We start from the raw sequence: 26,425 nt of genomic DNA, 5'->3' as shown, positions 1-26,425 counted from the left end.
TAGCACTATAACTAACAATCTACCAGCAGGTGGTCTTAGGATAATAGGAACTGCAAGTGATTCGCTAAGTGGTGTTAAACAAGTTTATGTATCAGTAGATGGAGGGCCATTCCAACCTGCACAAGGAACTAATAACTGGACTAATCAGGTTTATAGGGTAAGAGAAACTAATATACAGATAAAAGCTTACGCAGTTGATAATGCTGGTAACACCAGTAGCACTTACTCCATATCTGTTAATGTTGATAGAACTTATCTAGGTAATGGTGAATACAACTTCTGGGCTTCTTTGATAAAGGATGTTTACGTAAAAAGTAGTTCAGGAGGAGGATTAGTAGTTGATATCGTCATATCAAACGCTGCCAATGATGACCATAACCTTTATGTGCTTGTTGATGTGACTAATATGACAACTGGGCATCAACCACCACCTACAGGCTGGTGTGGAGATTGGTATACAGGATGGGGGGATTTCTGGTTTACAAATACTGCTGGCATAAATGCTGACTTTGTTGTGTGGGGATGGATTGATAATCCTTTCCCAAGAACCTTGCAACAAACAAATGCACGTAAGATAGTCTCTGGTGTTACAAATTCAGTATCTGTTTCTCATACTATGACATACATAAGCGGAGCTGATCATATTTATTCGTTCACGATACCTTACGCTTCTATAGGTTCTGGAGCATCTAGTGGTCAGGTTGTAAATATATACGTGTTTTATGGTTTGAGTGGAGGTACACCTGGTAATCAAGGTATGAGATCAATATTCCCTGCTGGTGTGTCAGTTACGGCTAGTGGTGGTTGGGGACATTACATTGTCAATGTTACTAACAAATCAATAGACTATGTCTTAAACCCATAGTATAGTAACCGGACTGATCAATATATATTCACTGAAGTGGTATTTACCCAGTTTTAGCAAGAACTGCAAGAGAAGTAGAAAGGAGACTATTCTTGGTTGTGAATTTTGGATTTATTGGAGTTTTTCGGGTAAATTGAGATAGACCTATCTGAACTTATAGAATATATTTATATGAGCTTGCTGGGAAGGTTTTTTTCTTTTTTTAAGAGAATCTCCATAGGTGTGGTTAAGGGTGTAAACAGGTTTTTGCTTGGCATGATGGGTGTTTCTTCTGAGACAGATCTCATTTCAAATGAGGTAAAAAAATCTCTAGTTCTTTTGTTTGTATCGTTTGTAGTGTTTTTCGTTTTCTTTGTGTTTGTGTCTGCATTGTTATTGTTGCCTTCACCTACAGTGGTAGTTCCTAATGTTGTTGGTGATGATATTCTGGATGCTTTGGCAAAGCTGGGGAGTGCGAATCTTGTTCCTAGTGTTGAATTTGTTATTTCGGAGGAGAATCCGAGAGGTTATGTGGTACGGCAGATTCCCTCCCACGGAAACATTGTTAGGGAAGGGAAGACTGTAAAGCTTTTTGTGAGTATAGGAAGCGGTGAGTTTGTGTTACCGGATTTTGGGGGAAGACCTTTTGAGGAAGTTAGGGAGTTTTTGTCGTCAAAAGGGGTAAATGTATCAATAGAGTATGTTCCATCGGGGTATGATGTAGGACTAGTTGTCAGAACATTTCCTTCTGCTGGGGTGAAGGTAAAGCCTGGAACTCCGATTGTAGTGTATGTAAGTAGTGGAGCTGAAGGCAATATACCGATGCCAAATATGGTAGGCTTTACCTATGAGAATGCAATGCTGTTTCTGGATTCAAAGAATATAAAATTTAAGATAACCTCGGTTCCTACTAGTGAGCCGGCAAATGATGGGATTGTGCTGGATCATCTTCCCAGAGAAGGCGAGATAATAACGGAGAATGTGGTTCCAGAGATAATGATTGGTGTTTTCGGAGATGAGACAGTAGCGAAAAACACTAGGTTCATCCTTTACAAAACGAGCCTTTCGTCATTTTCAAAAGAGGGGGTTAACTCATATTACATAGACATTGAAGTAAAGGATCTTACAGGAGTGAGAACTATAAAAAAAGTTGTTAACAAACTTTCTCTCCTAACTCTTCCCTTGAAGGTAAGAGGAGTGCTCAACATAAAGATTTACATAAATAGCGAACTTGTTAAGGAAGAGACGCTATGAGAAATGTTAAAATAGCTCCTTCAATATTTGCGTCAAACTTTCTGAATCTAAAGGAGGAATTGGAGAATCTTGAAAAATTGGGAGTTGATTACCTCCATTATGATATAATGGATAACCACTTTGTGCCGAATATCAGTTTTGGACCACTTATAACAAAGCAGATATCGGAGGCTACGAAAATTCCAGGTGATGTTCATCTGATGATTGACCTATCGGAGGAGAAAATAAAACCGTTTTTTTTGAGAAACATAGAGTTCATAACTTTACATTTAGAGGCACCTGGATTCTCAAGAGATCTACTAAAGTTTATAAAAGAAAATGGGAAAAAGCCCGGAATCTCAGTAAAGCCTTCTACTCCTCCTGAAGAGATAGAACAGTTTCTAGATCTAGTGGAACTTGTTCTGGTTATGACGGTGGAGCCAGGGTTTTCAGGACAAACTCTTATCTCAGAGACAATAGATAAGATAGGTAAGGTAAGAGAAATTCTTGAGAAGAATTCAAAAGACAAGGATATATACCTTGAAACTGACGGGGGGATAAGTCTTAGTAATATCAGACAGGTTGTAGAGAAGGGAGCTAATCTTATAGTGATGGGGAGTTTTTTCTTTAGAGACAACAACGGAAAGAAAGTAGTTGATTTTTTGAATACACTCTAAATCGCTGAGTAGGCTCTTTCTAGCTCCAAAGGTTTCTAAGTTGATGGAAGTTGTCCGGATAGTTTTTATCTAAGTAAAACAAAGCCTCTTGTTCTGTTGTATTCGTTTATAAATTCAACTATTCCTTCAGATAGTCTTCGGGAAATTTCTCTTATATGGTTTTCGGAAGTTATGAGTTTTGCATCTTCCGGATTAGAGATATATCCAACTTCAATGAGCACGGAAGGTATAGGAATGTATTTTATCACGTAGAAAGGACCTCCTTTGATGGGAGGTGAGGGTAGAAAAGCTTTTGAAAGTTTTTCTGAGAGTATTTTGCTCTCTTCCATAAGAGCGATACTTCTTATCTTACCTATGATCTTCTCCAGCTCACTGACTTTTTTTATCTCCTCTTTGGGTATGAAGGAGTTTTCAAAAGCGAGAACTTCCCTAGTATCATCGTCAACTGCTTGATCACTGATAAAGTAAATTTCCATTCCTTTCTTGACTTTTACAGGAGAAGCATTTTGGTGAATGCTTATAAAAACCCCATATCCTTTTGTTGTCTTGATAAAATCGTTAGCAATCTTTGCCCTTTGTTCAAGTGAAAGGTATACATCGTAGGTTCTTGTTAGTATAACATCTACTCCTATATGAGAGAGTCTCTTTGAGAGTTCTGAAGATAGTGCTTTTGCATAGGTAAGATTTAAGTCTTTTTCCTTTATTCCGTTATGTATGGCTCCGGGATCTTTACCACCGTGACCAGCATCTATTATGACAAACTTGATGGGTACAAAGTCTGTAGCTCCAGCATCCAAGTTTGTTACAAAAGTAGTTGATGCATTATCTAAAACTTGGGTATTTTTCGCAGAACCTGTTTTGGATTCTTCCTTTGGGAACTCTGAAGGTACTGGTAGAGTTGAAGAGATTGTCACAACGTTTAGAACTTTACACTCTAGCTTTAGAAATGACACAATGCTATCTACAACCGATAGGGGAAGGTAGTAGTTGTAGTTTGTTTTTATAAGTCCACCTACGATCGGAAACACAAAATTGGAATTGACAATAAAAAATTCTCTGTTCTCAAAAAACTCAAGGGTGTTTGTACCGAATCTTATTGTTATTTTTGCTTTGTAGGGATCATACGAAAGGTTTCCTCTAAGAGACTCAGAGAATGAAAATATCTCAATTAGATTGTTGGTCAGGTGAAAAGTTGTGATAGTGCTTGCCCAGCTTACAGTAGTGGTTATAATGACTAGTAAGGCTAGGATACTTCTTACTTTCATATTTACGAAATTTTAAATGTCAAAAAAGTCTAATAGAAAGTTGTTATTTTGTTTTCTTCACAGTTTCTGTTGGAACTGAAAGTGAATACTCTTTAATGGACCTACAATAGGCTTTGTATGCAGTTTGATAGGGTTCAAGGTTTAAATTCATACTAAATTTATGAATTTTGAAATTCTGAATATGACTCTTTCTGCAAAAAGTATTGATGAGTGTAAGAGAGTTCAGCTTCTCGTTAGAGATCTAGTTGAGGAAAGGAGAGTAGATTTTTCAATGGTGAAGACGGTTGCGGGGGTTGATGTTAGCTACAAGGGGGATTACGGGATTGGGGTAATGGTAGTTGTTGAAGTGGATACTTGGAGGGTTTTGGAAAAAGTTGTAAGCAAGAGTAAAGTTAGTTTTCCTTACATACCGGGTTTTCTTGCGTTTAGGGAAATACCCATAGTGATTGATGCGTTTAATTTATCCGAGGTTTCTCCAGATGTGGTTGTAGTTGATGGTCAGGGAGTAGCACATCCTAGAAAGGCTGGAATTGCGACACATCTTGGAACAATTCTCCAAAAACCAACAATAGGGTGTGCGAAGTCTATATTATATGGCGAATATACCGAGATTCCTAACATTAGGTGGTGTACTGGAGATATCCTAGATCCTTTGACAAAGGAGGTTATAGGAAAGGTAGTTAGGACCAAACTTTCATCTAAGCCTGTATTTGTTTCAGTTGGTAATTATATAACTCTGGATCAGTCTGTTGAATTTGTTAAGAAACTTGCAGAAGCTGGGAATAGCAGGTTACCTTTAGTTACATTTATTGCGGATAAGATATCAAAGCAGGAAAGAAAGCAACTTTAGTTTCCTAGTATTATTCCTACCTTTCCGTCAAAGAATATGTTGTGGTTTTCACTAGTTGTGAGAATTTTTTCTACTACAGAGTCGTCAAGCACTATATCTGTGAGATTTTCTCCTTCTATTTTCAAGGGTGTGGTATATATAATATTGTTTCCGAATATTCCGCTATCAATAGCATCTTTTAGTGATCTGAAAAAGTGGATGTAGTTGCTTTTACCCCTATAATCTGCGTAGCTGTAGACCAGTTTACCAGATTTAGAAAGTATCTTAACAGAAAGAGAGATATTGAATTTTTGGTTTTTCGTGGATATCAGTAATCCGGTATATTCCTTAGGTTCGGCTTGATTTATAAACTCTCTATAGTCTCTAGGGATAGATGGTAGTCTGAGAATGTTAAAGATGCCATTTTGACCATATATTCCTACAGTGTATCTTGCTAGGACCTTGCCACCAAAGTATCTAAAGTCTTTTACTTCATTTGCTTCAAGAAGTGAGACAAGTGCTTTTCTCTTTTCGGGGAAAAGTAGAAACAAGTCTTCAACTTTTCTATTTTCGTCAAATGGAATGCTTTTGATTAGAAATAACAGTTCTGAGATTATTTTTTTCTTGACTAGATATTTGGTATCGAGTATTTTCCTATGAAAGTCCTCACCTATGAGGAATTCGCTGTGTCCCGAAAACTCTGAGACTATCATACCTTTTGTCCAGTTTATGTAAGTATTTGATGATATGAAAGTTAAAACATCACAAAAAGCGGAATATGTAAACATTATTAGTAGAAGTGAAATAAGAAATGAATGCTTTAGGTTTTTCATCTATAGAATAGTCGGAATATGAGAGAGAAAGATGAGCGGGAAACGGGACTCGAACCCGCGACCCTCGGCTTGGAAGGCCGATGCTCTACCAACTGAGCTATTCCCGCACGGTACTTAGGCAAAATAATTATGTTCATTAAAGTCAGAATTTTGCAAATTTGTGAAAATTCTAAGTTTGTGATTGGAATTTGTCCATTCGTAGTTTCTTAGGTAAAGAGTGGAAGATAGTTTCTGTTTCAGAAAGGGAAGACTAGAAACTCAAAAGTTCTTATTGAAAGGTAGTATACCATTTTAACTGCTATTGGTATCACAACTGAGCCAACAATTATGTAAATAGGCATAAGTTTTGTGCTTTTGTTCATTCTCCATTTCCAGCCAAGTGTTATAGCAAACATCATCGTTACAAACGAGATAACAGGAATGAATATTTTTTCATACATTATGAAGTTTAAGAACGAGGTTTTTAGGTCAAACACAAAGAAAGAGTCTTTTACTTTGTTAAACTCCCATATACTGAAAAAGTAGTTTCTGTCAACAAAGAATATCAAAACTTTCTCTAAGTTTCCATTCAGATCCAACTTTTTCCCCTCCATTGCTAGGGTGTTTTTTGACGGATCGTAGATTATCTTGTTATAGCTTTTTATGACTGAAAAGTTTACTTTACTGACGGTATCAACACCACTGAGAATGTAAACATTTTTATTGTTGTCAAACTTAACGTTGTCAACAACTAGATACCTATTTTTGTCAATAGCAAATACAACATTTTTTACACCTTCAGTGGTGAGCTTTTGTTTAGCAAGAGAGGGTAATACTATCTCTTGTAGTAGGATGATGAGAAAAACAACTGTTAGGGTGAAGAATACAGATGGTATGAACGCTAGGGTTGGATTTCTTGATGGGAGTGATGTAAGGGTTTTTTCAGTTAAGAAAAAGGTATAGACTATTACTATTGCTGAAGTACTTGCTACTGGTAGCTCAAAAAGAAATATTTTCAGAAAGCTTATGAACTTATTTGTATCTACGTCTCCAGAGATGAAGTACGAGATTAGGATAAGTGCAGTTAATATCAACATGAAGAACAGAAGTAGTCTAATACTTACGTAACCAGACATTTTATCCTCCTACTCTACCTTTCAGTATCTGGTCCATTTTGTATGCTCCCATAACCACTAGTATAGCTAATGTAATGGCCATTAATCCGGAGATTATGTCTTTTATCCCTTCAAGTAATGATGAGAATTTCATAAATTCAAAGACACTTCCCAGAAATCCCATAACTGTGACTCCAAGCACTGCAACTATAAGTGATAAGATCAATATTTTTGTTGTGGGGTAGTCTCTGAATAGCCAGATCACATATACCATTCCTATCGTCAGAGCTTCTACATAAAGAAGAAGGTTTAGAAAGCTGGTGAATGAGAATTTTTCCACGTATCGTGTAAGTGGAAATTGTGTTGCGATTTTCATAAAACCTCTGTAGATCTTCTCGTAGAGTTTACCAAAGCTTGGAGGAATAACTTTTTCGTAAGGAATGTCAAGAATTTGAGTTTTACCACTTTTTATTCTTATTCCGTTATCGTAGGGTACTATTCTAAGGTTGTGGTAAATTTGGGTTTTACCTTTTCTTACAACAACTGCATCAAAGGAATTTTTCCGAATTACAATAGGCACAACTTTCTCATTTCCGACAAAGTGAATCTTAGATTTTGTTAACAAATTTTTAGGAGTTGAAGGAGAGGTAGAGAAATTTTTGTAGGCACTTAAGACTAGAGCATCTACTCGTGGGGTTAACAGAATCGCTACGAAGAATAAAATGTAGATGAAGACCCCTAGTATTACAGATAGTCTTACTATGTCGGATAAGGATCTATAATCAAGTTTGTATGCAAAATATGCGAGGGAGAATATTGTTACGAACGGTAGAATAGCAATGAGGTTGCTGAAGAAGTATATTGAAACTACATCTAGAAGATTAGGCTTTGTTAAGATGTAAGTTATCTTTATGACATTTTCCACTCCGTATAGAAGTGAGAAGACGAGAAAAATGGTTAGTGAAACTATGAAGATGTAGAAGAATCTTCCTACAGCCTTTAGATCAGTTTTCAAATCATCTGGAGTTATGCTTAGCTTCATCTTAGCTCCAACTTCTATAATTATCGTAATTTGAGAGCATCAAAGTAAAGTTTTATACTTGTAAAGTGGAATGCTTTGAAGTTTTGTGGTGTTAGGATTTGATGATTAGCGGGGAGGCGAGAATTTAAACAATTATTTTTGGGAGGTGGCTTATGCGCAGAATTTCTGGAGGTGTTACTGCTCCTAGAGGATTTAGAGCTAATGGTGTAGCCGGAGGAATAAAACTATCAGGTAGAAAAGACATCTCACTTATAATTTCCGAAGTTCCGTCTGTTTCTGCTGGTGTCTTTACAACAAATGTCTTTAAGTCTGCATCAGTATTGGTGAGTATGGAGATTTTGAAAAAGAACCCTACCGGAATAAGAGGCATAATAGCAAACAGTGGTAACGCAAATTGCTTAACAGGTGAGAGGGGGATAGAGGATGCTAGGAGGATGGCTAGGCTCGTTGAAGAAAAATTGGGCTTTAGTGAAAATTCCGTTCTCGTTGCCTCAACTGGCATTATTGGAAAACCTTTGCCTATGGATGTTGTTGAATATGGCATTGCAAAAGTATGTGAAAGGATAAAACATGAAAGTTCCTCAAGCAACTCCGCAGAAGGAATAATGACTACCGATACCAAAATAAAGGAAACAGCAATCCAACATATCTCTGGTCTTGAAACCTTCAAAATCGGAGCGATAGGCAAAGGAAGTGGAATGATAAACCCTATGATGGCTACAATGCTGTGTTTCGTTACAACAGATGCTAAAATAACCTGTGAATTGCTACAAAAGGCTTTGAAAAAGGCGGTAGATGAAACCTTTAATAGGATTTCTGTTGACGGAGACATGAGCCCAAATGATACTGTTCTTGTCCTAGCTAATGGAATGTCGGAGTTTTCTGTAGAAAAAGAGGATAGAAACTTTGAGTTATTTACAGACTATCTGAGAGAAGTCCTGAATGATTTGGCAATGATGATAGTTGAGGATGGTGAGGGGGTTACAAAAGTTGTGAAAATAGAAGTGATAAACGCTTCTAGGGAGAAAGTAGCTCAGAGTATAGCAAGAAAAATTGGTAATTCTCTTTTAGTAAAAACTATGCTATTTGGTGAAAATCCAAACTGGGGTAGAATTATAGCAGCAATTGGTTCAGCAGGTGAGCAGGTAAAACCAAACAAACTGGTTGTGAAAGTAAACGATAAGGTTATCTTTGATAGGGGGAATTACCTAGGATATCCTAGCAATGACGTTTTAAAGGGCAAAAACATCAATATACTTGTTGACCTAGGCACAGGAAAAAGAAAATACTTCTTATTCACTACTGATCTGAGTTATGAGTACGTAAAGATAAACGCAGAATACACTTAGGTTAATCCCTTGCGGCTATTAGGTCGTAGTAGCCACGGAGGATGATATCCTTCATCTCAACAACTGCTTGCCTTATTCCAACAAATATTGCTCTACTGATTATACTATGCCCTATGTTTAGGGTTTCTATCTCAGGGATCGTAGCAATGTCGTAAGCATTCTTGTAGTTTAGTCCATGTCCTGCGTTTACTCCTAAACCTATAGACCTAGCATATGCTGACATTTCCCTTATCTTATTCAACTCAAGAAGCATCACATCGCCAGAAGAATTGGCATACCTACCCGTGTGAATCTCTATATAATCGGCCCCAACCTCTTTAGATAAACTAATTGCTTCTTTCTCAGGCTCAACAAATAAACTTACAACAACTCCCTTACTCCTAAGAGATCTTATGACATCTTCAAGTCTGGATTTAATCGGCTTTATGTCCAGTCCCCCCTCGGTTGTTATCTCTTCTCTACGTTCAGGTACTATGCAAACCTCATTAGGCACAAGATCAAGTGCTATTTTTACTATTTCCTCGTTTATTGACATCTCCAAATTAAGGGAGGTTTTTATTATCTGCTTTGCAAGAAAAACATCCCTATCCTGAATATGTCTCCTATCTTCTCTAAGATGCATCGTTATACTATCAGCACCTGCAAGCTCTACTATAGGTATTACAGATATTGGGTCAGGTTCCACACCCCTTCTGGCTTGTCTTAAGGTCGCAACATGGTCTATGTTAACTCCTAGTTTCTTTTTTAGCACCTTCACTAAAATAGATTATTTATGTAGCAAAGTGGTTTTATCAAGTTGTATTATGCTCTATCAATAAAGTCTAAAATTTTTTTGTGGGGAGATTCATAATATAGTTTACTGAAGTTTGCAGGAGAATTTGATAAAAATTAAAGTGAAAAACCTCCTCTTGCCTCGTAAAATAAAGGCAAAAGGAGGTATATATGAATCACAGAAAAACTATAAATCACTATAAAAAACTTTCTACTTGACCTTCCATCCAAGCTCAGGAAAAAGATAGCGGAAGTTATCCTTTTATATTCTTCTACCTTCTAGGTAAGGCAGGTATGCTAGGGTTAGGAAGGAGAGATTTGAGAATTGCTTGGATGAATTACAAACACGAGGTATTCAGAATACTCTTCCACAAAAAAATACCAAACTTTTGAGTAAACTTCAGTCCCAAAAAAAATTTGAAATAGAATTGACTTATCCTCTATAATGAAAAGGTAACTAAGACTTTTAAATTAATTGGAGGTTAATATGCCAAAAGAACATATCATTGATGAAAAAAACATTAATACTGTTCTTGCTGAAGATATATCTTTCAAGGGTACTTTGAAGTTTTCAACTTCCTTGATGATAAAGGGCGTGTTTGAAGGAGAAATTGATGCAACAGGTCATCTTGTAGTAGGACCTAAAGCTCTAGTAAGAGCTCAAATAAAGGCTGCTACTATTACCAATTACGGGGAGATAGTTGGAAATGTCGAGGCTACGGAAAAGCTAGAAATGATAAGTGGTGCTAAACTAACGGGTGATATAAAGACCCCAGACCTTTACATTGAATCTGGTTGTATTTTCAACGGTAACTGTTCCATGCCCGCTAAAGAACCAAAAGTACAGACTAATGTCAAGGAGAAACTCTAATTTTTCTAGGTTTCTGCTTCCAAGCTTGTTATAGGAAAGACTTGAAAACAGTAACAGATTTTCATACTTTTTTGATCTTTAAGTCTTTCTACAAGGTAATATGATGCTTTATTGAAAGAATGATTCTGACCTTTAGAGGTTACTTTCTAAACAGAGAGAATATTACGGTCAATACTATGCTTAGTAAAATACTCAATACGATACTTGTGACAATGGGGAAGAAAAACACAAAGTTATCTTTTTTTATGAAAATATCTCCTGGAAGCCCCTTGAAATCAATTTTAGGCAGGAGCATAAAAAGGATTCCTACAAAGGCAATAGCCAAACCTAGGATAAGGAAGAATTTACCTATCTCTGCCATCAATGAGCGGGAAACGGGACTTGACCCCGCGACCTCTTCCTTGGCAAGGAAGCGCTCTACCAACTGAGCTATTCCCGCAAACTATTCTCAATCTTCAGCCTTATATATTGTAATTGTCCAAGATGTTTTTTTGCAACTAGAACCAAAAACTCCAATTTCCATTAGGCAAGTAAGCAAAGACTCTAAACTTTTTGGTTTTCATCAATCACAAAACTTGACTTTACATTATTTCTCTTTAGGCATTTATCAAAAAGTGTATCACTCAGTTTCAATAGAGACTGCAAAAACCACACCTAATTGTTAAACCCTGGAATTTATTGGGAATCGCAATTTGTTAATTGATTTTTCCAAAAAGAAATTTTTATCATACTCTTATGATAGTAGTTATATGCACAATTCCATCGGGTAAAGGAAAAGAACTTGCCGAAAAAGTTATTGAAGCAAGGCTAGTAGCTTGTGTCAATATCATACAAAATGTTCAAAGTATTTATCACTGGCAAGGTAAAATAGAAAGAGACAGTGAGGATCTACTAGTAATGAAGACCAAAAAAGAACTTTTTGAAAAGCTCCGTGATTTCATAAAATCAAATCATCCCTACACAGTTCCTGAAATAGTTGCACTAAACGTTGAGAATGTAAACCGAGAGTATCTGGAATGGCTAAACAAAGAGACAATTTCTCCATAGTTTAGTTAAGAACGGATAAAGTGTTAGCATTTTACTACAACTTTACCTATTAAAGTATTTCCCGAAAGTCTTTCTACTCTAACCTTAATAAACTTACCTATGAGGTTCTCTCTCCCCTCAAATGCAACGATTTTGTTGTATCTAGTTCTACCCAAAAGTTGCCCTTTGTATCTCCCTTTTTCTTCAACCAATATCTCAAATTCCTTCCCAATATCCTTTAGGTTATTTTCTTTGCTTATGGAATGTTGTAGTGCTACAAGTTTCTGTATCCTCTCAGTTTTTATTTCTTCTGGAACCTGTTCTTGCATTTCCGCTGATATTGTGCCTCTTCTAGGGTTAAATACAAACATATACGCAAAGTCAAATCTTACCTCTTTAACTAGATCCAAAGTAGAGTTAAAATCCTCTTCGGTTTCATAAGGGAAACCAACAATTATATCTGTTGAAACTGATGCATCGGGTATTTTTTTTCTAAGATATTCAATCAACTTTAGGTATTTTTCGCGAGTATACCCTCTCCTCATAAGTTTAAGAATCTTGTTGGAACCACTCTGGACTGGCAGATGGAAATATCTATACACCTTATCAAGTTCGGAGATAGTATCTATAAGATCCTCGGTAAAGTTTACTGGATGAGAGGTTAAAAAGCTTATTCTCCTTAGTCCTTCTATTTTATTTACCTCCTTCAAGAGTTCTTTAAAACTTGTGCCAATATCTCTGCCATAGGAGTTTATATTTTGACCAAGAAGCTGGACATCAACTACTCCTTCATCAACCAATTTCTTTATATTTTCAACTATTTCGTTTAACGGTCTGCTTACCTCCCTGCCTCTAGTTTTGGGAACTACACAGTAAGTGCAAGCATGATTACAGCCGTGAATCACCGTTACGGAAGCCTTAAACGGAAATTGGTAATCAACGGAAGGTGGAAGAAATTCGTATCTATCCATACTAACATCAACGACATAACTGTCTTTAGCAAGAAGGTGTTGAACTACTTTGCTACGATTGTATGTTCCGAAAACACCGTCTATGTGTGGAGCTTTGCTAAACAACTCTTTCCCCCACAACTGAGCCATACACCCAATCACGTATATTTTTAGATTTGGCTTTTTGTTCTTCAGCCCTTTAAGGAATCCTAGCCTTCCAAATACTCTCTCTTCTGCAGTGTTTCTCACACTACAGGTATTTACTATTATCGCATCAGCTTCTTCTTCACTCTGTGATTCTTCCAGTCCGTTGTCCTCCAGTAGCTTTTTAAGTTCAAACGAATCGGAGAGATTCATTTGACATCCGTATGTTTCAATGAAAAACTTCATAGTGCCTGAGTTTTAATTATAAGACACCGTAGATAAATTTTCTACTTCTGTACCCAATAATCATGATGTAGTCTTTCTTTTCACTACTCTCGCAGTCCCTATCGGGACTGGGTAAATACTCCTCTTGATAAGTACCTAAGATGCTTGGTATGAAGTAAAGTTCTGTGATTATAGTCCAACTGTCAGATTAAAGAATTTGTGCTCTCAAACCAACCCCTCTGTTTCATCAATACCAAACATAATGTTCATATTCTGCACTGCTTGGCCCGAAGCTCCCTTTACTAAGTTATCAATCGCAGAGAAGATTACAATTTTACTTTTCCTTTCAAGATATTTTACAAAAACCATGCAGTTGTTGGTATGAGAGATCCACTTTGTTTGTGGGATGGTGTCTATAACATATATAAAAGGCTCCTTATCGTAGTAAGAATGGTATAGTTCTTCCAGGGTTTTTTGCGATATGTTTTCTGCAGATACATATATGGAAGAAAATATACCTCTATCCATTGGAACAACATGTGGAACAAAAACAACACTAACCTTCTTTCCAAAGTTAAACTCTATAAACTGTTCAATTTCCGGTGTATGCCTGTGAGCTGGTATGCCATAAGCGTAAAAGTTTTCGTTATGCTCTACAAATATTGAGTCTTCCGAGACCTTTCTCCCTTTTCCTGAGATTCCGGATTTAGAGTCAATTATAATGTTCTCAAGGTCCACTTTTTCCTTGATTTCCCTTAGGGGTATCAATCCAATAGCTATGGAAGTAGGATAACATCCTGGATTCCCAATGATTTCTGCGTTTTTTATGGTTTCTCTAAAAAGTTCAGGTAAGCCCCACACAGATTTTTGTAGAAGTTCAGGGTAGGGATGATGAATTTCATAAGTATTCTCAAAAACTTCCCTCTTCTTGAATCTGTAGGAAGCACTTAGATCCACAACCTTTATCCCCTTTGAGTAAAAAGTATGAACCAAACCTATTGCTGGTTCATGAGGTAATGTTAGAAAGACAACATCAACAACATCGTTACTTAAGTTGTTTGCTACCTCTTCAGTGGATGAGAACCTAAGGTTTAGGGAAGGAAATTCGGGAAACACTTTACTAACCTTTTCCCCAGCTAGAGTTCTTGAGGTTATTAACACTATCTCCACCATTTTATGTCTTTGGAGTATTCTTAAAAGTTCGGCTCCAGTATATCCGCTAGCCCCTATTATACCTACTTTAACTTTTCGCATACTTCGGAGAGGGCGGGATTTGAACCCGCGGTTCCCCGAAGGAGAACAGCAGATTTCGAGTCTGCCCCAATAGACCGCTCTGGCACCTCTCCAAGAAAATGGCAACCTAATCTATCATCTTCTTCCACTCTACACCAAAGTTCTTCAATTGTCTTTAGGCTCTGAAGCCCTTAGCACAAGATATTATACAAAACACTTCATTTCAAAATCTACTTTCAATTTCAATAACCCTATTTTTTCCAACTCAAGTACCAACTCACCTTTTGCAACAAGTGCATTACTCTTTCAAGTCTACATACTCCTTACTCACTTTATTCTCTACCTCACCACCACCTATGAGTAGGTAAGCTAGAGATTGAAACTTTAGACTTACCAAAAGTTAATGAAAAACCTTCAATAAAGTTTAGTCCCTACAGTATTACTCTATACTAAGCCTCCAGCTTCCATTGAGAAAACAGTTTTACTCACTCACAACAGGAACTGCAAGAAAAGTAAGAAAAACCACACCTAACTATTAAACTTTGGAATTTATTGAAGAATAGTGTTACTTCTGGAAAGATAGTTTGGACATCGTAAAAAATAAACTCGTGAGTATTGAGGTATTCTTTTCAGCAGGTGAAGTCTCCGGGGATATTAGCGCAAGCGAAGTAATAGAAGAACTTGTCAAGATTGGTATAAGATGTACAGGCGTTGGTGGTCCCAAAATGATTGAGTCTGGTATGATAAATATTACTGGCACGGATGAAAGTATTTCAAGCGCAGTAGGGTTTTCTGAATCGCTGAAGTATATCTTCCCAAAACTTATATTGCTAAGAAAGATAGTCAACTATCTTAAGAAAAATCACCCAAATCTAGTAGTCTTGGTTGATAACCAAGGATTCAACATTCCGTTTGCAAAGATTTGTAAGAAAATGGGGCTAAAGATTGTATACTATTTCCCCCCAATGGTATCAGTGTGGAATGAGAATGTAAAGTATAAGATAGCAAAGTATTGCGACAAAATAATATGCACCTTCAAGGATGATTATGAAATCTACCACAAAGTCTCCGATAATGCCGTTTTCGTAGGAAACCCTATAGTGGATAGGGTAGTTAAAAACTACTCCTCTAAGGAGAAATACTTAGATTTCTTTACCAAAGGCAAGAAAAAGATCCTACTGCTCCCTGGAAGTAGGAAACAGGAAGTGAGAAGGTTGTTTACCCCAATGCTAGAAACGGTAAAATGCATAGTTTCAGGTAAATCTAACCTGAATGCCAACGAATTTGAGTTTTATACTATTGTTTCTCACGGAGCTTTCACAAATTACATTATTAACAAAATCCAGAAGTTCAAACTGGATGAGTATGTAAAGGTATTTGATAACCCCAAAGACTTTGCGCTATATGACATATGTGACTTAGCAATAGTTACATCCGGAACAGTAACTCTGGAGCTCGCTCTTTTAGAGAAACCAGCAATAGTCTTGTACAAAGTGTCAAAGCTAACATTTGAAATAGGAAAAAGAGTTGTAAGAAGTAAGTTTATATCTCTACCTAACATTCTCCTTGGTGAACAAATTTACCCTGAACTACTTCAAAACAAGGTTAATCCTAGGAACATATTAGCTCTTGTTGAAACCATGTTGGACGAGAACTACATTAAAACAACCAAGGATAAACTTGAAAAGATAAAGAATGAATACAAACCTGGGGCTATAGACAAAACTGTAAAAGAAATAAAGAAATGTTTGGGACTAAGCTAATTTAAAGCTAAAAACCTTCTCTTGGAACTTTTATTTCTTTCACCTTCAGCCAGTCATATCTTATTGGACGGCAGAGTTTCTTCTGAGGATACTGGTTTAAAAAGTAGTTTTCCATCCTTTGCGTCTATTAGTCCTCTTCTCATCTCCATCACTGTAAAATACTTAGACTTTAGCACTTCCTTAAGATACCTGAAACCTATCCAAGGATCTACATCTTCACCACAAGTGAAGAGATCAACCGCAGCAAACTTATGTTCTGGCCAGGTATGTATAGCCAGATGAGATTCTGCAATTACTACAACACCACTTACACCAAAAGGACTGAAATGATGGAAAGTGTCATTGATCACAGTAGCACCAGAAAGCTTTGCTGCTTTAACCATAGCTCCTCTTATTTCATCCACACTGTCAAGAACATCAACATCACAATCATAGTATTCAACAAGAAGATGTTTACCAAGAGAAGTTATCTTTTCCATCTTTTCCTCTCACCTCCTTAAAATTTTACGCATAAAATTTTAATAAAAACTTTTGGTAATATCAAACTGAAATTCAAATAACTCAAACTTCTATTGCACAAGTAGAATACAATATCTGTAAACCTAGATGCCGAGTACATACAAGAACTATCCATATCGCAGATAACTAGAAAAAGCTTAGTTTGTTTAATTATCATTCTGTTATGAGTAAGCTTAGGGTAGATAAGGTCTACAAGCAATACAATAGAAGATTTGTGGTTAATGGAATATCTCTGGAGATAGAGAAGGGTGAAGTTGTTGGTTTTCTCGGACCAAATGGTTCCGGAAAAACAACTACTTTTTATATGATAGTAGGAATAGTATCACCTGATGGTGGTAATATATTCTTTGACAACAAGAATATAACTACTTGGCCTATATACAAAAGGGCCCAATTGGGAATAGGTTACTTACCTCAGGAACACTCAGTATTTAGGTCTCTTTCGGTAGAGGATAATGTAAAAGCCGTGCTTGAACTTAAAGGAATCTCTGGCAAAGAACTGAGAACCAAAACTGAAGAAGTACTTGAGTATATGGGACTTACTAAGGTAAGGAAAAATCTAGCAATGTCTCTATCAGGTGGTGAAAAAAGAAGATTAGAAGTTGCAAGAATAATAGCTTTAGAGCCTTCCTTTCTTCTCCTGGATGAACCTTTTACTGGAATAGATCCCATAGCTATAAATGATATACAGACTATCATTAGAAGACTTAAGGAGGATAAAGGAATTGGAGTACTAGTAACTGACCACAATGTCAGAGAAACGCTTAAGATAGTTGATAGAGCTTATATAATACACAATGGAGAAATACTTATAGAAGGTGATGCAAATATGTTAATAAATGACCCGAAAGCCAGAGAGATCTATTTAGGACATTCGTTTGAAATGTAACTACTAAATGTAACTACTCAAGTAAAGATTTCACATCTTCCCACGTCATTGACGATAGCAAGGAAGAACTTGCTTCTATGACACTAGAGAAAATAATTCTTTTGCTTTCCTGTAGAGACAGAATTTTTTCTTCAATTGTGTTTTCGGAGATCAATTTATAAACATTCACTGTTTTTGTTTGCCCTATTCTATGGACTCTGTCCATAGCCTGCCTCTCTATCATCGGATTCCACCAAGGGTCATAGAGTATTACTATATCTGCAGAGGTTAGATTTATGCCAAATCCCCCGGCCTTTAGACTTATAAGAAAGACTTTTATGTCATCTTTGCTATTAAACTCATCTATAACCTTCTGCCTGTTTTTAGTTGAACCATCAAGGTAGGAGTATTTTATACCTTGATTTTCAAACTCTTCTCTTATTATTTTCAGCATTTCAACAAACTGTGAAAATACTAAGACCTTATGCCCACCTTCAATGGCGTCATCCAATAAGTCCATTAGAAGTTCCATCTTTCCGGACTTTATGTCTCTGTAATCTTCAGATATAAGATATGGGTGATTGCATACCTGTCTTAATTTAGTCAGGGCGGAGAGAATATGCATTTTTGATTTTTCGAAACCAAATTCCCCGACTTGTTTAAGAATGTTCAGTTTGATCTCTCTTACCATTCTATCGTATATCTCGCTTTGTTCAGGAGATAAAGGTACAAAGATGTTTTGCTCAATCTTACTTGGTAATTCCCTAAGCACATCCTCTTTCTTCCTTCTTAACACAAAATACGAGATTTTCTTCGCTAGTTCCCCGTAATTCTCAGGATTAGAGTACTTTTCAATAAATGTTTGGTAACTACCTAACATACCTGGCATTATAAAGTCAAAAATTGACCACAAATCTGAAACAGAGTTTTCTATTGGCGTTCCAGTTAATGCAACTTTTATTCTTGAGTTTAGAAGCTTAACAAACTTTGTTATCTTTGCTTCCTTGTTTTTTATATACTGAGCCTCATCAACTATTACAACTTCAAACTCTCTGTCAGCATACATTTCCACATCGTTTCTAAGCAGTGCATAAGAGGTTATTATAACATCGTAGTTACTATAGTTATTCAATATTTCCTCTCTTTCCTTTGGTTTTCCTGAGACTACCGCATATCTCATACCCGGGAAGAATTTATCTATCTCTCTAGCCCAGTTGTGAGTAAGTGAAGTTGGACAGATAACCAATGAAGGAAACTTTTTGCTAAACTCTCTAATACCCTTTATAAATGCCAAAGCTTGTAAAGTCTTCCCCAGCCCCATATCATCGGCTAAGATGCCACCAAAACTGTTTCTATACAAGAAATTTAACCAATAATACCCTGTCTTCTGATACTCTCTTATTACATCTCTTATCTCAGCAGGTATGTCAATTTCTATTCCTCTGCCCATCGTCTTCATATCTGCTTTCAGTCTCTCCACAGTTTCATCTTTCCTCACTCTCAGAACATTTATTAGTTTATCCTCTAACAGTTCATCTTCAAGAGAGAGTATTCTAATAAGCCTTATCAGGGTGCTCTCACTTTTGTCATCTAAGGCTATGTCTTTTATCCTATTTAGTATGTTCTGAACTTCAGTGACGTTCGTTATCTTGAAGTATCTACCACCAACCTCAATAACACCACTGCTGGGTAAGCTTGAAAAGTTTTTGATAAAAGATTCTACACTAACCTCTTTTACTATGTTCTTTGAACCCACCTCTATGAAAAAGACCTTAAATTGAAACTTGAAGTTGGTCCTACTTTCAGTAGAAATATCAATATCAAAGACTATTTCAACCTCTATAGGAACTAATAGTTTTGTTCTGTTTGATAGTTCAACCCTATTCTTCCATAGGGTGTAGTTGACTAAGATTTTTTTTACAAAACTTTCCTTGTCTATTGGGATATACTGACTTGGATTGCTCAAGGAGAGAAGGTATTCCTTCATCCCTATCTCATAAAGTTCATTTAATATCACCTGCCTCAGTGCCTTAAGATCACTTACAAAATGGTTTCTATCAATCTCAATGTGGTTAACTAAAACATCAAAAATGTCTTTTATTCTAACCTCTTTGTTTTTAAGCACAATGATCGGTTCCCAGTAAAGTTTTTCAATACTCTCATTGTAATCAAGGTATAGCTTCACTTCTAAGTCTTTTACATCAACTATTACCGGCTTACTTATATCAATCTCTTCACTAAGCTTTAAAAGTGAAGAATTTGACAATAGTTCATAGAATTTACCGAAAAATTTCGGAAACTCCTTCTCACTAATCTTGAACTTATTCTCAAGAATTGCCAACCAATTCTCTATCGGAATAGGGTTGTCAAATACATAAAGCTCATTACCCCTAAGAACTCTCTTCTCGTTTCCATTCGCTATTACGTATACATCTGAGTAATCCTCCTCGGTTTGAATTTTCAGTTTCTTTATACCATCTACACTTTCATAAACCACTCTAAGCTTAGGGACAAAGACCTTATTACTTACAATCAATTTTTCATGGGACGGATAGATATATACCCTAGGATGTTCCTTAATAAGTTCTACCATCCTAAGAAACTGGCTCATTGAAAGACTAATTCCTTCATCAGGATAGGTGTAGACATTGTTTTCGGAGATAAGGTATCTAAGAAACTTATCATCCTCTGGAGTTACTTTCACAGTCTTAACATCGTCTACTATATATTCGTATATGTAGTTCTTAGGACTTCTCGCAAGCTTCTTATCCGCAAGGTCAAATCTCACCCTTATGACAGAGAGTAGCTTTAGGTGTGAAAAATCAAGTAATACTTCTAAGGGTAAAAGCCTTTTTTCAGAGTTGAATTTTCTCATTCTGCTAATTATTTCTTCTTTATCCTGGTTACTTGAGCTTAAAAGTAACATTACAACATGCTCACATTCTTCATTACACGAACATCTAAAATCTATTATGTTGTCAGAAGTTGCATCTATTACAACCTCTGTGAAAAACACTTCTTCCCCATCTTGAATTTTTCCAGAAATTCTTATACTATGATCCTCTGAAGTAAACTCTATGTTTTCAACCTGAGCTCCTTCCAGCTTCTTTAAGGCTTTGTTATATAGTCTTTCTCCAAACTCACCCAGAATCTTGGATTTGCCAACCATACAGCCACCACCTAGTGTAGGTCAAAGGATATTCTAAATGATCAATTAGCTAAAATCAACAAACCTCCCCTAGACTCCAATAAAGTCTAAAATTTATGATTTTTTATGTTTCTCGGGTGGTTTCTTCTTGAACTGATGAACACTTTCTCAATAAATTCACTAGAGGCTTGGCACAAGGTGATGTTCTAAAAAGATGGAGCTTAACTACTTCTCAGTTTTAGAGTTTGTTTTTGAGTTTAGAAAGATACTAGTTCCTGATAAATTGTTTGTAGTTGTTCACTTAATCTCAAGCATTCTCTGGATAGGTATTAGGGCTTTTTTTCTTATCTCCTCAGGCACGACTACTTGGTATTTCTCTTCCTTAAGAGCCCACAGAACTTTCTCTAAGGTTATTTTTTTCATATACTCGCATATCATATTTTCACTCACGGGGTAATATTGGGCATCTGGTCTGTATTTTTTCATTCTGTGTAACACCCCAAGCTCGGTAGCTACTACAAACTCATTCTTCGCAGAGTTTTTCACAAAATTTACCATTCCTTCAGTTGAGAGAAAGTGAGTGTTTCTCGCGCTTATATCTTGCTTTTCAAGATAATAGAAACAACTGGTAGTGCATCCACACTCGGGGTGTATCAGAAAGTCTGCATTTGGATGCTTAGCCCTGACGCCTTCAATATCTGAAGGCCTTATATTTGCATGAACATGACATTCACCAGGCCATACATGTATTTTCCTATTGGTCGCTCTGGCAACATAAATTCCCAAAAACATATCAGGAAGGAACAAAATTTCCTTATCACTAGGTATAGAGTTTATTACTTTCAAGGCATTTGAAGAAGTGCAACAGTAATCACTTTCAGCCTTTATTTCAGCAGTTGTGTTAATGTAAGAAACTACCACCGCATCTGGATATTGACTTTTCCATTTTCTCAGTTCATCAACGGTTATACTATCTGCTAACGAACATCCTGCTTCAAGGTCTGGGAGTAAAACCTTTTTATCAGGGTTAAGGATGTAAGCAGTTTCTGCCATAAAGTGAACCCCACAAAAGACAATTATATCAGCATTAGTTTCCTTAGCTTTTACTGATAGCCCCAGAGAGTCACCCACAAAATCCGCTATATCTTGAACTTCTCCAACTTGGTAGTTGTGAGCTAGTATTACGGCATTTTTTTTCCTTTTTAACCTAGTTATCTCATCTACAATGCTTTCCTTGGAAGTAACAGTTTCCATAGATAAATATCTAAGTAAATCTGTAAATAAAGTCAAGGCGACAACACCAAAATATTATGCCTTTAGGATTCCTATTCTAGTTTGTATCTCTGTGTTCAATTCCAAAAAGACCAATAAATTTCAGTTTCCATTAGGTAAGTAAGCAAGATTCTAAACCTTTCTTACTTACTTTTTGGTTTTCATTAGTTGCAAAACTTCTCTTTGCAACAAGTCTCCTAGGTGTTTATCAAGAAGGGTATTTACCAATTCCGACGGAGACTGCGAGAAAAACAAAAAACCATACTCAGTTGTTGAATTTTGGAATTTATTGAAAAACGGTGCAGGAGTTTACAGAAACACATAGATATGGTTTAGAATTTGCTACTAAAGCAAACAGACGAATAGAATGTTTCCAGAGGAGAAATGGGGAAATTGGTAAAAGAACTTATAATAAATGCTATAGAAATCTACCAAAAATATCTAGGTCCTCTGAAAGGGAAAACCTGTAGGTTTTATCCTACTTGCTCGGAATATACGAAAGAAGCTATAGCTAAGTATGGCGTTGCAAAGGGAATTTTACTTGGTATTAGAAGGATTTTAAGATGTAATCCACTTAATCCTGGCGGATACGATCCGCTACCCTAGAACTTGCTTTTTATTGCAACTTGTCTAGGAAAATTCTAGTTTTTTCTGAAAACTCATTCTTTCTCTTTAAAGCTTCAAGAATGCTTTCTTTCGTAATCTCATACTTAAAGAAATTCTGATACTTTCCGTTTTTAAGCTTTTGCCAGTATTTACTACTCTTACTAAGTTTTAGAATACCAACAAGCTTCGGAGCATCAGGTAGATAATGTGAAAGATAGGATGAAAATTCACCATAAGGGTCAATATCTTCCCTCTTTTCAGACTCAACAAAAACCACAAAGAATACTCTGTCTCCGGATTTTTGAAGTTCTCTTGGTGACTCAGTATACAACACCCACTCAGGAATGGGACCTACTTCTACAATCCAGGAACTATTTTCTACTATCACATCCTTATTCTTAACTGGTGTAGGAGTTGCTACCTTCTTGGGTTGAGGACAGCCAAGAAAAAACATTACTCCAAAAAGTATCAATATCAGTTTGCTAAGCTCATCAAGGTTAATTTTTACTTCCAGTCTTTTTTGCCCTGCCTTTGCTAAGTTTCTAAGCGTGTTTGTTGAACTTCGCAACATCGCGGGTAGATTTTTTTCACCTACGGCATGAAAGGATTCTACGGATCCAGAGAAGAACTCAGATATCAAGGTTTTAGAAAAAACTTTACAATGCCGATTCATATATATAAAATTATCTAGGGTTAAGATGCTTAATCTCAAGCAAATCTGAGGAAGAAGGAGGTCTATATGAGGAGAATAGAATTTTTGATAGCTTTTTCCGTTCTATTCTTTTTGGTAAGTAATTTAGCATTTTCTCAAAAAGCTGGTGTAAAAGATCCTTACGAAGCAGAATCAAGTGTTTACGTTTCACCAACCGGCAGTGATGAAAATCCTGGCACCAAAGCTCTTCCTTTTAGAACAATAGAAGTAGCAATTGACAAAGGAGTGGTTTTTGGTGTGAGAGTTATCAAGGTAGCTGAAGGAGTATACTCTCCTGGTAAAGGGTTGAACACAGGATTCAGTGGAGTAGCAATAAAGCATCATAACATAAAGCTTATAGGAGGTTATGATCCTAGCTTTAGTAGTATAGTTGGTTACTCTATATTAGATGGGCAAAAGAAAGTTCAAGCCGTAATAGAAGTCAGGGAAGTTACAAATGCACTTATAGAGAATTTTGTTGTTTTGGGAACAACAAATAGGGAGAGAAACGAAAAAAACGGAGGGGGGATATATCTTAACAAATCTGATTACTCCGTTGTGAGAAATGTTATATCCTCAAACAATTCAGTAGGCAATGGGGCTGGGATGTGCATAATTGGTAACAACAACAAAATTCTTGACTCTAAGGTTATAGGTAATTCTGGCGACAATGGAGGGGGTATCTATCTAGTTGGTAATTACAATGAGCTTTCTTCTTTGACAGTGCAAAGTAATTCTGCAAGTATATGGGGAGGTGGCGCATTGATCAGTGGGGTAAGCAATACATTGAAAAACTCGGAGTTTTCCTATAATTCTTCCAGAGAAGGTGGAGGAATCTATATTGACAAGGGGATAGGTAACTTAGTTTCCGATACAACGGTGCAGTTTAACAATTCTCAGAATTCCGGAGGTGGAGTTTTTGTAAATGTTGGCGCAGGAAACACTGTAAAAGCTATCATTAAAAGTAATACTTCAAGAGATGGCGGTGGTGTATATGGGTTTAAGACCACTTCGTTACTTGTAGAGTCCTCCATTACCGATAATTCGGCAAGCAGAAACGGTGGAGGAGTATTTCTGGAAACTACATATAAAGCTACTATCAATAGTTCCGTGTCTAGAAATACCGCCCAGTTTACAGGGGGAGGAATTTTTATAAGAGGTGAAGAGAATGTCATTCTTGGCTCAGTTTCTGAAAATATTGCAACACAGAACGGAGGTGGAATTTACATAACAGGCTCTAAAAATAATGTCAAAAGTAAAGTGCAAAACAACACTTCTCGGAAAGACGGTGGAGGGATCTACATTGAGTTTTCTAGATCAACAAAAATTGAAGCTTCAGAGGTTACTGGGAATAGATCAGAAAACATTGGTGGTGGGATATTTACCTTCAGGGATCTGGATACAACAATAATTGACACTAAAGTCGTGAACAACTCTTCCAAACTTCATGGAGGTGGAATTGCTATATATGATTCAACTAACTCTCTGTTGCTTAACATTGAAATTACTCAGAACAAGGCTGAAGTAACAAATAGCATCGTGTATCTTTACAAAACTGATGGTGTAATAAACTTCATTATATCCAATTGCACCATCTCTAGTGTTCCAGGAGCTAAGGGATTTGGAATATTTGAAGACGGACTAAACGATATTTTGCTCCACAAGATCCTTGATAACACTTTTGTCGTTGACACATTACAAGGTGGTTTGTACAGAGACTTCAAGTTAGACGCAACCTGGCTCATAACCGGTGTAAACAACCCTAAGTTCTCAGGAGCCAGTGACGCAAGAGGAAATAAGCAAAAATAGTTCTAGCAAGAGCTTTGATTCTACAATTTACATCCATTATTCCCAAACCAAACAAAGAAATAGAACGCAAAACTTAGAGTAAAAAATTCCTGTTTCCGATAAATTAAGTGAAGTATGCTTGTCTTTTTGAGACCTGGGTTTATACTTACCCCAGACAGAATTATAGAGAAACAAGGAATCTACATAGAAATTCCTTCTGGAAGGATTGTTGAGATAGGAGAATATAGAGTTAACGCTGAAGTAGTTATTCTCCTAAGGTCTGACACTGTTGCAATACCAGGGATAATAAATGCTCACGATCATCTCCTTGGGTCTTACTGGCCTAGAGTTGGTGAAGGCCCCCATATCTCCTGGAAACCGTGGGATGACATTCTAAAATCTTCCGAAGTATATGCTGAAAGAAGCAAAATACCAAACTTTTATCTATACCTTCTCGGAGCTTACAAGAATCTAATATCTGGAGTTACTACTGTGATGGATCACATACCTCACAAAGTTAATCGTGAATTTATAAATAAACTACCCGTAAAGGTTATCAACGAATATTCACTAGCTCACGAAGTATCTGAATATGACCTAAAATGGGGAGATGGAGTTGAAATTGAGCATAGGAGGGCAGTTGAAAATAATTGGCCATTCGTAACCCACATTGAGGAAGGATTTGACGAAGAATCAATGAAAGGAATTGACTACCTTGAAGAATACAAAGCTTTGACAGAACATACTGTTATGATACACGGACTTGCTCTGTCAGACGAAGATCTTGAGAAAATAGCTAAAGCAGGCGCACACCTTATCACTTGTCCCATCTCTAACTACTTTATGTTCAAAAGAATTGCCAGAATAAGAGAATGGTTAGCTAGAGGAATAAATACTTCTCTAGGTACCGATTCACCTATGTCCGGTGGAATGAACATCCTAGAAGAAATGAAATTCCTGAAGATGGCATACAAATCCAAATATGGAGAAGACATCAGTGATAGAACAATTCTGTTCATGATAACCAGTAATCCAGCTAAAGCTTTCAGAATTGATAATAAAGTTGGAAGAATACAGCAGGGAAATCTTGCAGATATAACCGTAATTAGGCTCAAAGACAAGGATATATTCTCTAGTATAGTTAACGCTTGGTTTAATGATATCGAACTTGTGCTAATTAACGGTATACCTTACTATGGATTCTCGTATTACAAAGACATTTTTGACAAGTTTTCCTCATATGCTCACTACTCTAGAACTATCATTGACAGAAAGGAAAGAATAATTGTAGGCTCCCTAAATGACCTAATAAAAACTGTGTGGAAATTTGTAGGAATTAAAAAACAACTTCCCTTTATTCCAGTAACAGTAGAAGACTAGTAAT

24 protein-coding genes and 3 tRNA genes are annotated in these 26,425 nt (G+C 36.6%); 12 read left to right on the top strand and 15 right to left on the bottom strand.

The window, feature by feature from the left end; all coding sequences use genetic code 11:
- The 3 genes from ABDH28_06830 to rpe all read left to right on the top strand — a co-directional run.
- Nucleotides 1–865 (top strand): hypothetical protein (locus tag ABDH28_06830; GenBank protein MEN2998728.1); only part of this gene is annotated, 865 nt, incomplete at its 5' end.
- 171 nt (nucleotides 866–1,036) lie between these two features.
- Nucleotides 1,037–2,098 (top strand): PASTA domain-containing protein, encoded by a 1,062-nt coding sequence (locus ABDH28_06825; protein MEN2998727.1) that lies wholly within the window; start codon nucleotides 1,037–1,039, stop codon nucleotides 2,096–2,098.
- Nucleotides 2,095–2,754 (top strand): ribulose-phosphate 3-epimerase, encoded by a 660-nt coding sequence (rpe, locus tag ABDH28_06820; protein ID MEN2998726.1) that lies wholly within the window; start codon nucleotides 2,095–2,097, stop codon nucleotides 2,752–2,754. The genes ABDH28_06825 and rpe overlap by 4 nt, the downstream gene beginning before the upstream one ends.
- A gap of 65 nt (nucleotides 2,755–2,819) precedes the next feature.
- Here the strand turns inward: rpe and ABDH28_06815 are convergent, their stop codons facing one another.
- Complete coding sequence (locus ABDH28_06815) at nucleotides 2,820–4,019, bottom strand: N-acetylmuramoyl-L-alanine amidase (GenBank protein MEN2998725.1); 1,200 nt, start codon at nucleotides 4,017–4,019, stop codon at nucleotides 2,820–2,822.
- A 160-nt stretch (nucleotides 4,020–4,179) separates the two neighbouring features.
- On the opposite strand from ABDH28_06815, the gene ABDH28_06810 reads away from it, so the two are divergent.
- Complete coding sequence (locus ABDH28_06810) at nucleotides 4,180–4,869, top strand: endonuclease V (GenBank protein MEN2998724.1); 690 nt, start codon at nucleotides 4,180–4,182, stop codon at nucleotides 4,867–4,869.
- Here ABDH28_06810 and ABDH28_06805 read toward each other — a convergent pair.
- The 4 genes from ABDH28_06805 to ABDH28_06790 all read right to left on the bottom strand — a co-directional run bounded on the left by ABDH28_06805 (nucleotide 4,866) and on the right by ABDH28_06790 (nucleotide 7,817).
- Nucleotides 4,866–5,681 (bottom strand): hypothetical protein, encoded by an 816-nt coding sequence (locus ABDH28_06805; protein ID MEN2998723.1) that lies wholly within the window; start codon nucleotides 5,679–5,681, stop codon nucleotides 4,866–4,868. The two genes, ABDH28_06810 and ABDH28_06805, sit on opposite strands and share 4 nt — an antisense overlap.
- A 34-nt stretch (nucleotides 5,682–5,715) precedes the next feature.
- Nucleotides 5,716–5,788: transfer RNA gene (locus tag ABDH28_06800), tRNA-Gly, on the bottom strand.
- A 129-nt stretch (nucleotides 5,789–5,917) separates the two neighbouring features.
- Nucleotides 5,918–6,796, bottom strand: coding sequence for a hypothetical protein (locus tag ABDH28_06795; GenBank protein MEN2998722.1), 879 nt, complete (start codon nucleotides 6,794–6,796; stop codon nucleotides 5,918–5,920).
- Nucleotide 6,797: 1 nt separating this feature from the next.
- The gene (locus ABDH28_06790) at nucleotides 6,798–7,817 is read right to left on the bottom strand and encodes a hypothetical protein (GenBank protein MEN2998721.1); all 1,020 of its coding nucleotides are present in this window, start codon (nucleotides 7,815–7,817) and stop codon (nucleotides 6,798–6,800) included.
- A gap of 152 nt (nucleotides 7,818–7,969) precedes the next feature.
- Between ABDH28_06790 and argJ the strand changes: the two genes are divergently transcribed.
- Nucleotides 7,970–9,166, top strand: coding sequence for a bifunctional glutamate N-acetyltransferase/amino-acid acetyltransferase ArgJ (argJ, locus tag ABDH28_06785; protein ID MEN2998720.1), 1,197 nt, complete (start codon nucleotides 7,970–7,972; stop codon nucleotides 9,164–9,166).
- A 1-nt stretch (nucleotide 9,167) separates the two neighbouring features.
- On the opposite strand, the gene ABDH28_06780 is transcribed toward argJ, so the two are convergent.
- Nucleotides 9,168–9,917: a pyridoxine 5'-phosphate synthase gene (locus ABDH28_06780; protein MEN2998719.1), complete on the bottom strand. Its 750-nt coding sequence runs from the start codon at nucleotides 9,915–9,917 to the stop codon at nucleotides 9,168–9,170.
- A gap of 507 nt (nucleotides 9,918–10,424) precedes the next feature.
- Here ABDH28_06780 and ABDH28_06775 point away from each other — a divergent pair.
- On the top strand, nucleotides 10,425–10,808 hold the full coding sequence (locus ABDH28_06775; GenBank protein ID MEN2998718.1) for a polymer-forming cytoskeletal protein: 384 nt from the start codon (nucleotides 10,425–10,427) through the stop codon (nucleotides 10,806–10,808).
- Nucleotides 10,809–10,947: 139 nt separating this feature from the next.
- Here the strand turns inward: ABDH28_06775 and ABDH28_06770 are convergent, their stop codons facing one another.
- The gene (locus ABDH28_06770; GenBank protein ID MEN2998717.1) at nucleotides 10,948–11,169 is read right to left on the bottom strand and encodes a DUF2905 domain-containing protein; all 222 of its coding nucleotides are present in this window, start codon (nucleotides 11,167–11,169) and stop codon (nucleotides 10,948–10,950) included.
- A 5-nt stretch (nucleotides 11,170–11,174) separates the two neighbouring features.
- Nucleotides 11,175–11,247, bottom strand: a tRNA-Gly gene (locus tag ABDH28_06765).
- Between the two features lie 296 nt (nucleotides 11,248–11,543).
- Between ABDH28_06765 and cutA the strand changes: the two genes are divergently transcribed.
- Complete coding sequence (gene cutA, locus ABDH28_06760; GenBank protein ID MEN2998716.1) at nucleotides 11,544–11,855, top strand: divalent-cation tolerance protein CutA; 312 nt, start codon at nucleotides 11,544–11,546, stop codon at nucleotides 11,853–11,855.
- A 23-nt stretch (nucleotides 11,856–11,878) separates the two neighbouring features.
- Here the strand turns inward: cutA and miaB are convergent, their stop codons facing one another.
- From miaB to ABDH28_06745, 3 genes are all read right to left on the bottom strand, one after another.
- Complete coding sequence (gene miaB, locus ABDH28_06755) at nucleotides 11,879–13,174, bottom strand: tRNA (N6-isopentenyl adenosine(37)-C2)-methylthiotransferase MiaB (protein MEN2998715.1); 1,296 nt, start codon at nucleotides 13,172–13,174, stop codon at nucleotides 11,879–11,881.
- A gap of 204 nt (nucleotides 13,175–13,378) precedes the next feature.
- Entirely contained in the window at nucleotides 13,379–14,407 is a 1,029-nt protein-coding gene (gene argC, locus ABDH28_06750; protein ID MEN2998714.1) for an N-acetyl-gamma-glutamyl-phosphate reductase, read from the bottom strand.
- Between the two features lie 4 nt (nucleotides 14,408–14,411).
- Nucleotides 14,412–14,499: transfer RNA gene (locus tag ABDH28_06745), tRNA-Ser, on the bottom strand.
- A 471-nt stretch (nucleotides 14,500–14,970) separates the two neighbouring features.
- Here ABDH28_06745 and lpxB point away from each other — a divergent pair.
- Nucleotides 14,971–16,149, top strand: coding sequence for a lipid-A-disaccharide synthase (gene lpxB, locus ABDH28_06740; protein MEN2998713.1), 1,179 nt, complete (start codon nucleotides 14,971–14,973; stop codon nucleotides 16,147–16,149).
- A 53-nt stretch (nucleotides 16,150–16,202) separates the two neighbouring features.
- On the opposite strand, the gene speD is transcribed toward lpxB, so the two are convergent.
- Nucleotides 16,203–16,619 (bottom strand): adenosylmethionine decarboxylase, encoded by a 417-nt coding sequence (gene speD, locus ABDH28_06735; GenBank protein ID MEN2998712.1) that lies wholly within the window; start codon nucleotides 16,617–16,619, stop codon nucleotides 16,203–16,205.
- Nucleotides 16,620–16,831: 212 nt separating this feature from the next.
- Here speD and lptB point away from each other — a divergent pair, with 212 nt between their 5' ends.
- Entirely contained in the window at nucleotides 16,832–17,557 is a 726-nt protein-coding gene (gene lptB / locus ABDH28_06730) for an LPS export ABC transporter ATP-binding protein (GenBank protein ID MEN2998711.1), read from the top strand.
- Between the two features lie 13 nt (nucleotides 17,558–17,570).
- On the opposite strand, the gene ABDH28_06725 is transcribed toward lptB, so the two are convergent.
- Both ABDH28_06725 and nadA read right to left on the bottom strand, forming a co-directional pair.
- Entirely contained in the window at nucleotides 17,571–20,705 is a 3,135-nt protein-coding gene (locus ABDH28_06725) for a DEAD/DEAH box helicase (protein ID MEN2998710.1), read from the bottom strand.
- A 276-nt stretch (nucleotides 20,706–20,981) separates the two neighbouring features.
- The gene (gene nadA / locus ABDH28_06720; protein ID MEN2998709.1) at nucleotides 20,982–21,938 is read right to left on the bottom strand and encodes a quinolinate synthase NadA; all 957 of its coding nucleotides are present in this window, start codon (nucleotides 21,936–21,938) and stop codon (nucleotides 20,982–20,984) included.
- A gap of 402 nt (nucleotides 21,939–22,340) precedes the next feature.
- Here nadA and yidD point away from each other — a divergent pair, with 402 nt between their 5' ends.
- Entirely contained in the window at nucleotides 22,341–22,562 is a 222-nt protein-coding gene (gene yidD / locus ABDH28_06715) for a membrane protein insertion efficiency factor YidD (protein MEN2998708.1), read from the top strand.
- A 10-nt stretch (nucleotides 22,563–22,572) separates the two neighbouring features.
- Here the strand turns inward: yidD and ABDH28_06710 are convergent, their stop codons facing one another.
- A complete protein-coding gene (locus ABDH28_06710; protein MEN2998707.1) occupies nucleotides 22,573–23,133 on the bottom strand; it encodes a hypothetical protein in 561 nt (186 codons plus the stop codon).
- Between the two features lie 168 nt (nucleotides 23,134–23,301).
- Between ABDH28_06710 and ABDH28_06705 the strand changes: the two genes are divergently transcribed.
- Entirely contained in the window at nucleotides 23,302–25,062 is a 1,761-nt protein-coding gene (locus ABDH28_06705; protein MEN2998706.1) for a NosD domain-containing protein, read from the top strand.
- A gap of 114 nt (nucleotides 25,063–25,176) precedes the next feature.
- A complete protein-coding gene (locus ABDH28_06700) occupies nucleotides 25,177–26,421 on the top strand; it encodes an amidohydrolase family protein (GenBank protein ID MEN2998705.1) in 1,245 nt (414 codons plus the stop codon).
- Nucleotides 26,422–26,425: the final 4 nt, after the last annotated feature.

It is taken from the genome of Brevinematia bacterium, assembly GCA_039630355.1.
Lineage (GTDB): Bacteria > Spirochaetota > Brevinematia > DTOW01 > DTOW01 > SKYB106.
This window is presented reverse-complemented; position numbering and strand designations above follow the sequence as displayed.

What these genes read in the sequence shown, in the direction of transcription:
- argC (MEN2998714.1), bottom strand. Translation starts at nt 14,407, where the DNA reads ATGCGAAAAGTTAAAGTAGGTATAATAGGGGCTAGCGGATATACTGGA.
- ABDH28_06815 (MEN2998725.1), bottom strand. Translation starts at nt 4,019, where the DNA reads ATGAAAGTAAGAAGTATCCTAGCCTTACTAGTCATTATAACCACTACT.
- ABDH28_06790 (MEN2998721.1), bottom strand. Translation starts at nt 7,817, where the DNA reads ATGAAGCTAAGCATAACTCCAGATGATTTGAAAACTGATCTAAAGGCT.
- lptB (MEN2998711.1), top strand. Translation starts at nt 16,832, where the DNA reads ATGAGTAAGCTTAGGGTAGATAAGGTCTACAAGCAATACAATAGAAGA.
- ABDH28_06825 (MEN2998727.1), top strand. Translation starts at nt 1,037, where the DNA reads ATGAGCTTGCTGGGAAGGTTTTTTTCTTTTTTTAAGAGAATCTCCATA.
- miaB (MEN2998715.1), bottom strand. Translation starts at nt 13,174, where the DNA reads ATGAAGTTTTTCATTGAAACATACGGATGTCAAATGAATCTCTCCGAT.
- ABDH28_06725 (MEN2998710.1), bottom strand. Translation starts at nt 20,705, where the DNA reads ATGGTTGGCAAATCCAAGATTCTGGGTGAGTTTGGAGAAAGACTATAT.
- ABDH28_06805 (MEN2998723.1), bottom strand. Translation starts at nt 5,681, where the DNA reads ATGAAAAACCTAAAGCATTCATTTCTTATTTCACTTCTACTAATAATG.
- rpe (MEN2998726.1), top strand. Translation starts at nt 2,095, where the DNA reads ATGAGAAATGTTAAAATAGCTCCTTCAATATTTGCGTCAAACTTTCTG.
- ABDH28_06795 (MEN2998722.1), bottom strand. Translation starts at nt 6,796, where the DNA reads ATGTCTGGTTACGTAAGTATTAGACTACTTCTGTTCTTCATGTTGATA.
- yidD (MEN2998708.1), top strand. Translation starts at nt 22,341, where the DNA reads ATGGGGAAATTGGTAAAAGAACTTATAATAAATGCTATAGAAATCTAC.
- nadA (MEN2998709.1), bottom strand. Translation starts at nt 21,938, where the DNA reads ATGGAAACTGTTACTTCCAAGGAAAGCATTGTAGATGAGATAACTAGG.
- ABDH28_06700 (MEN2998705.1), top strand. Translation starts at nt 25,177, where the DNA reads ATGCTTGTCTTTTTGAGACCTGGGTTTATACTTACCCCAGACAGAATT.
- ABDH28_06705 (MEN2998706.1), top strand. Translation starts at nt 23,302, where the DNA reads ATGAGGAGAATAGAATTTTTGATAGCTTTTTCCGTTCTATTCTTTTTG.
- ABDH28_06810 (MEN2998724.1), top strand. Translation starts at nt 4,180, where the DNA reads ATGAATTTTGAAATTCTGAATATGACTCTTTCTGCAAAAAGTATTGAT.
- ABDH28_06775 (MEN2998718.1), top strand. Translation starts at nt 10,425, where the DNA reads ATGCCAAAAGAACATATCATTGATGAAAAAAACATTAATACTGTTCTT.
- cutA (MEN2998716.1), top strand. Translation starts at nt 11,544, where the DNA reads ATGATAGTAGTTATATGCACAATTCCATCGGGTAAAGGAAAAGAACTT.
- argJ (MEN2998720.1), top strand. Translation starts at nt 7,970, where the DNA reads ATGCGCAGAATTTCTGGAGGTGTTACTGCTCCTAGAGGATTTAGAGCT.
- ABDH28_06770 (MEN2998717.1), bottom strand. Translation starts at nt 11,169, where the DNA reads ATGGCAGAGATAGGTAAATTCTTCCTTATCCTAGGTTTGGCTATTGCC.
- ABDH28_06710 (MEN2998707.1), bottom strand. Translation starts at nt 23,133, where the DNA reads ATGTTGCGAAGTTCAACAAACACGCTTAGAAACTTAGCAAAGGCAGGG.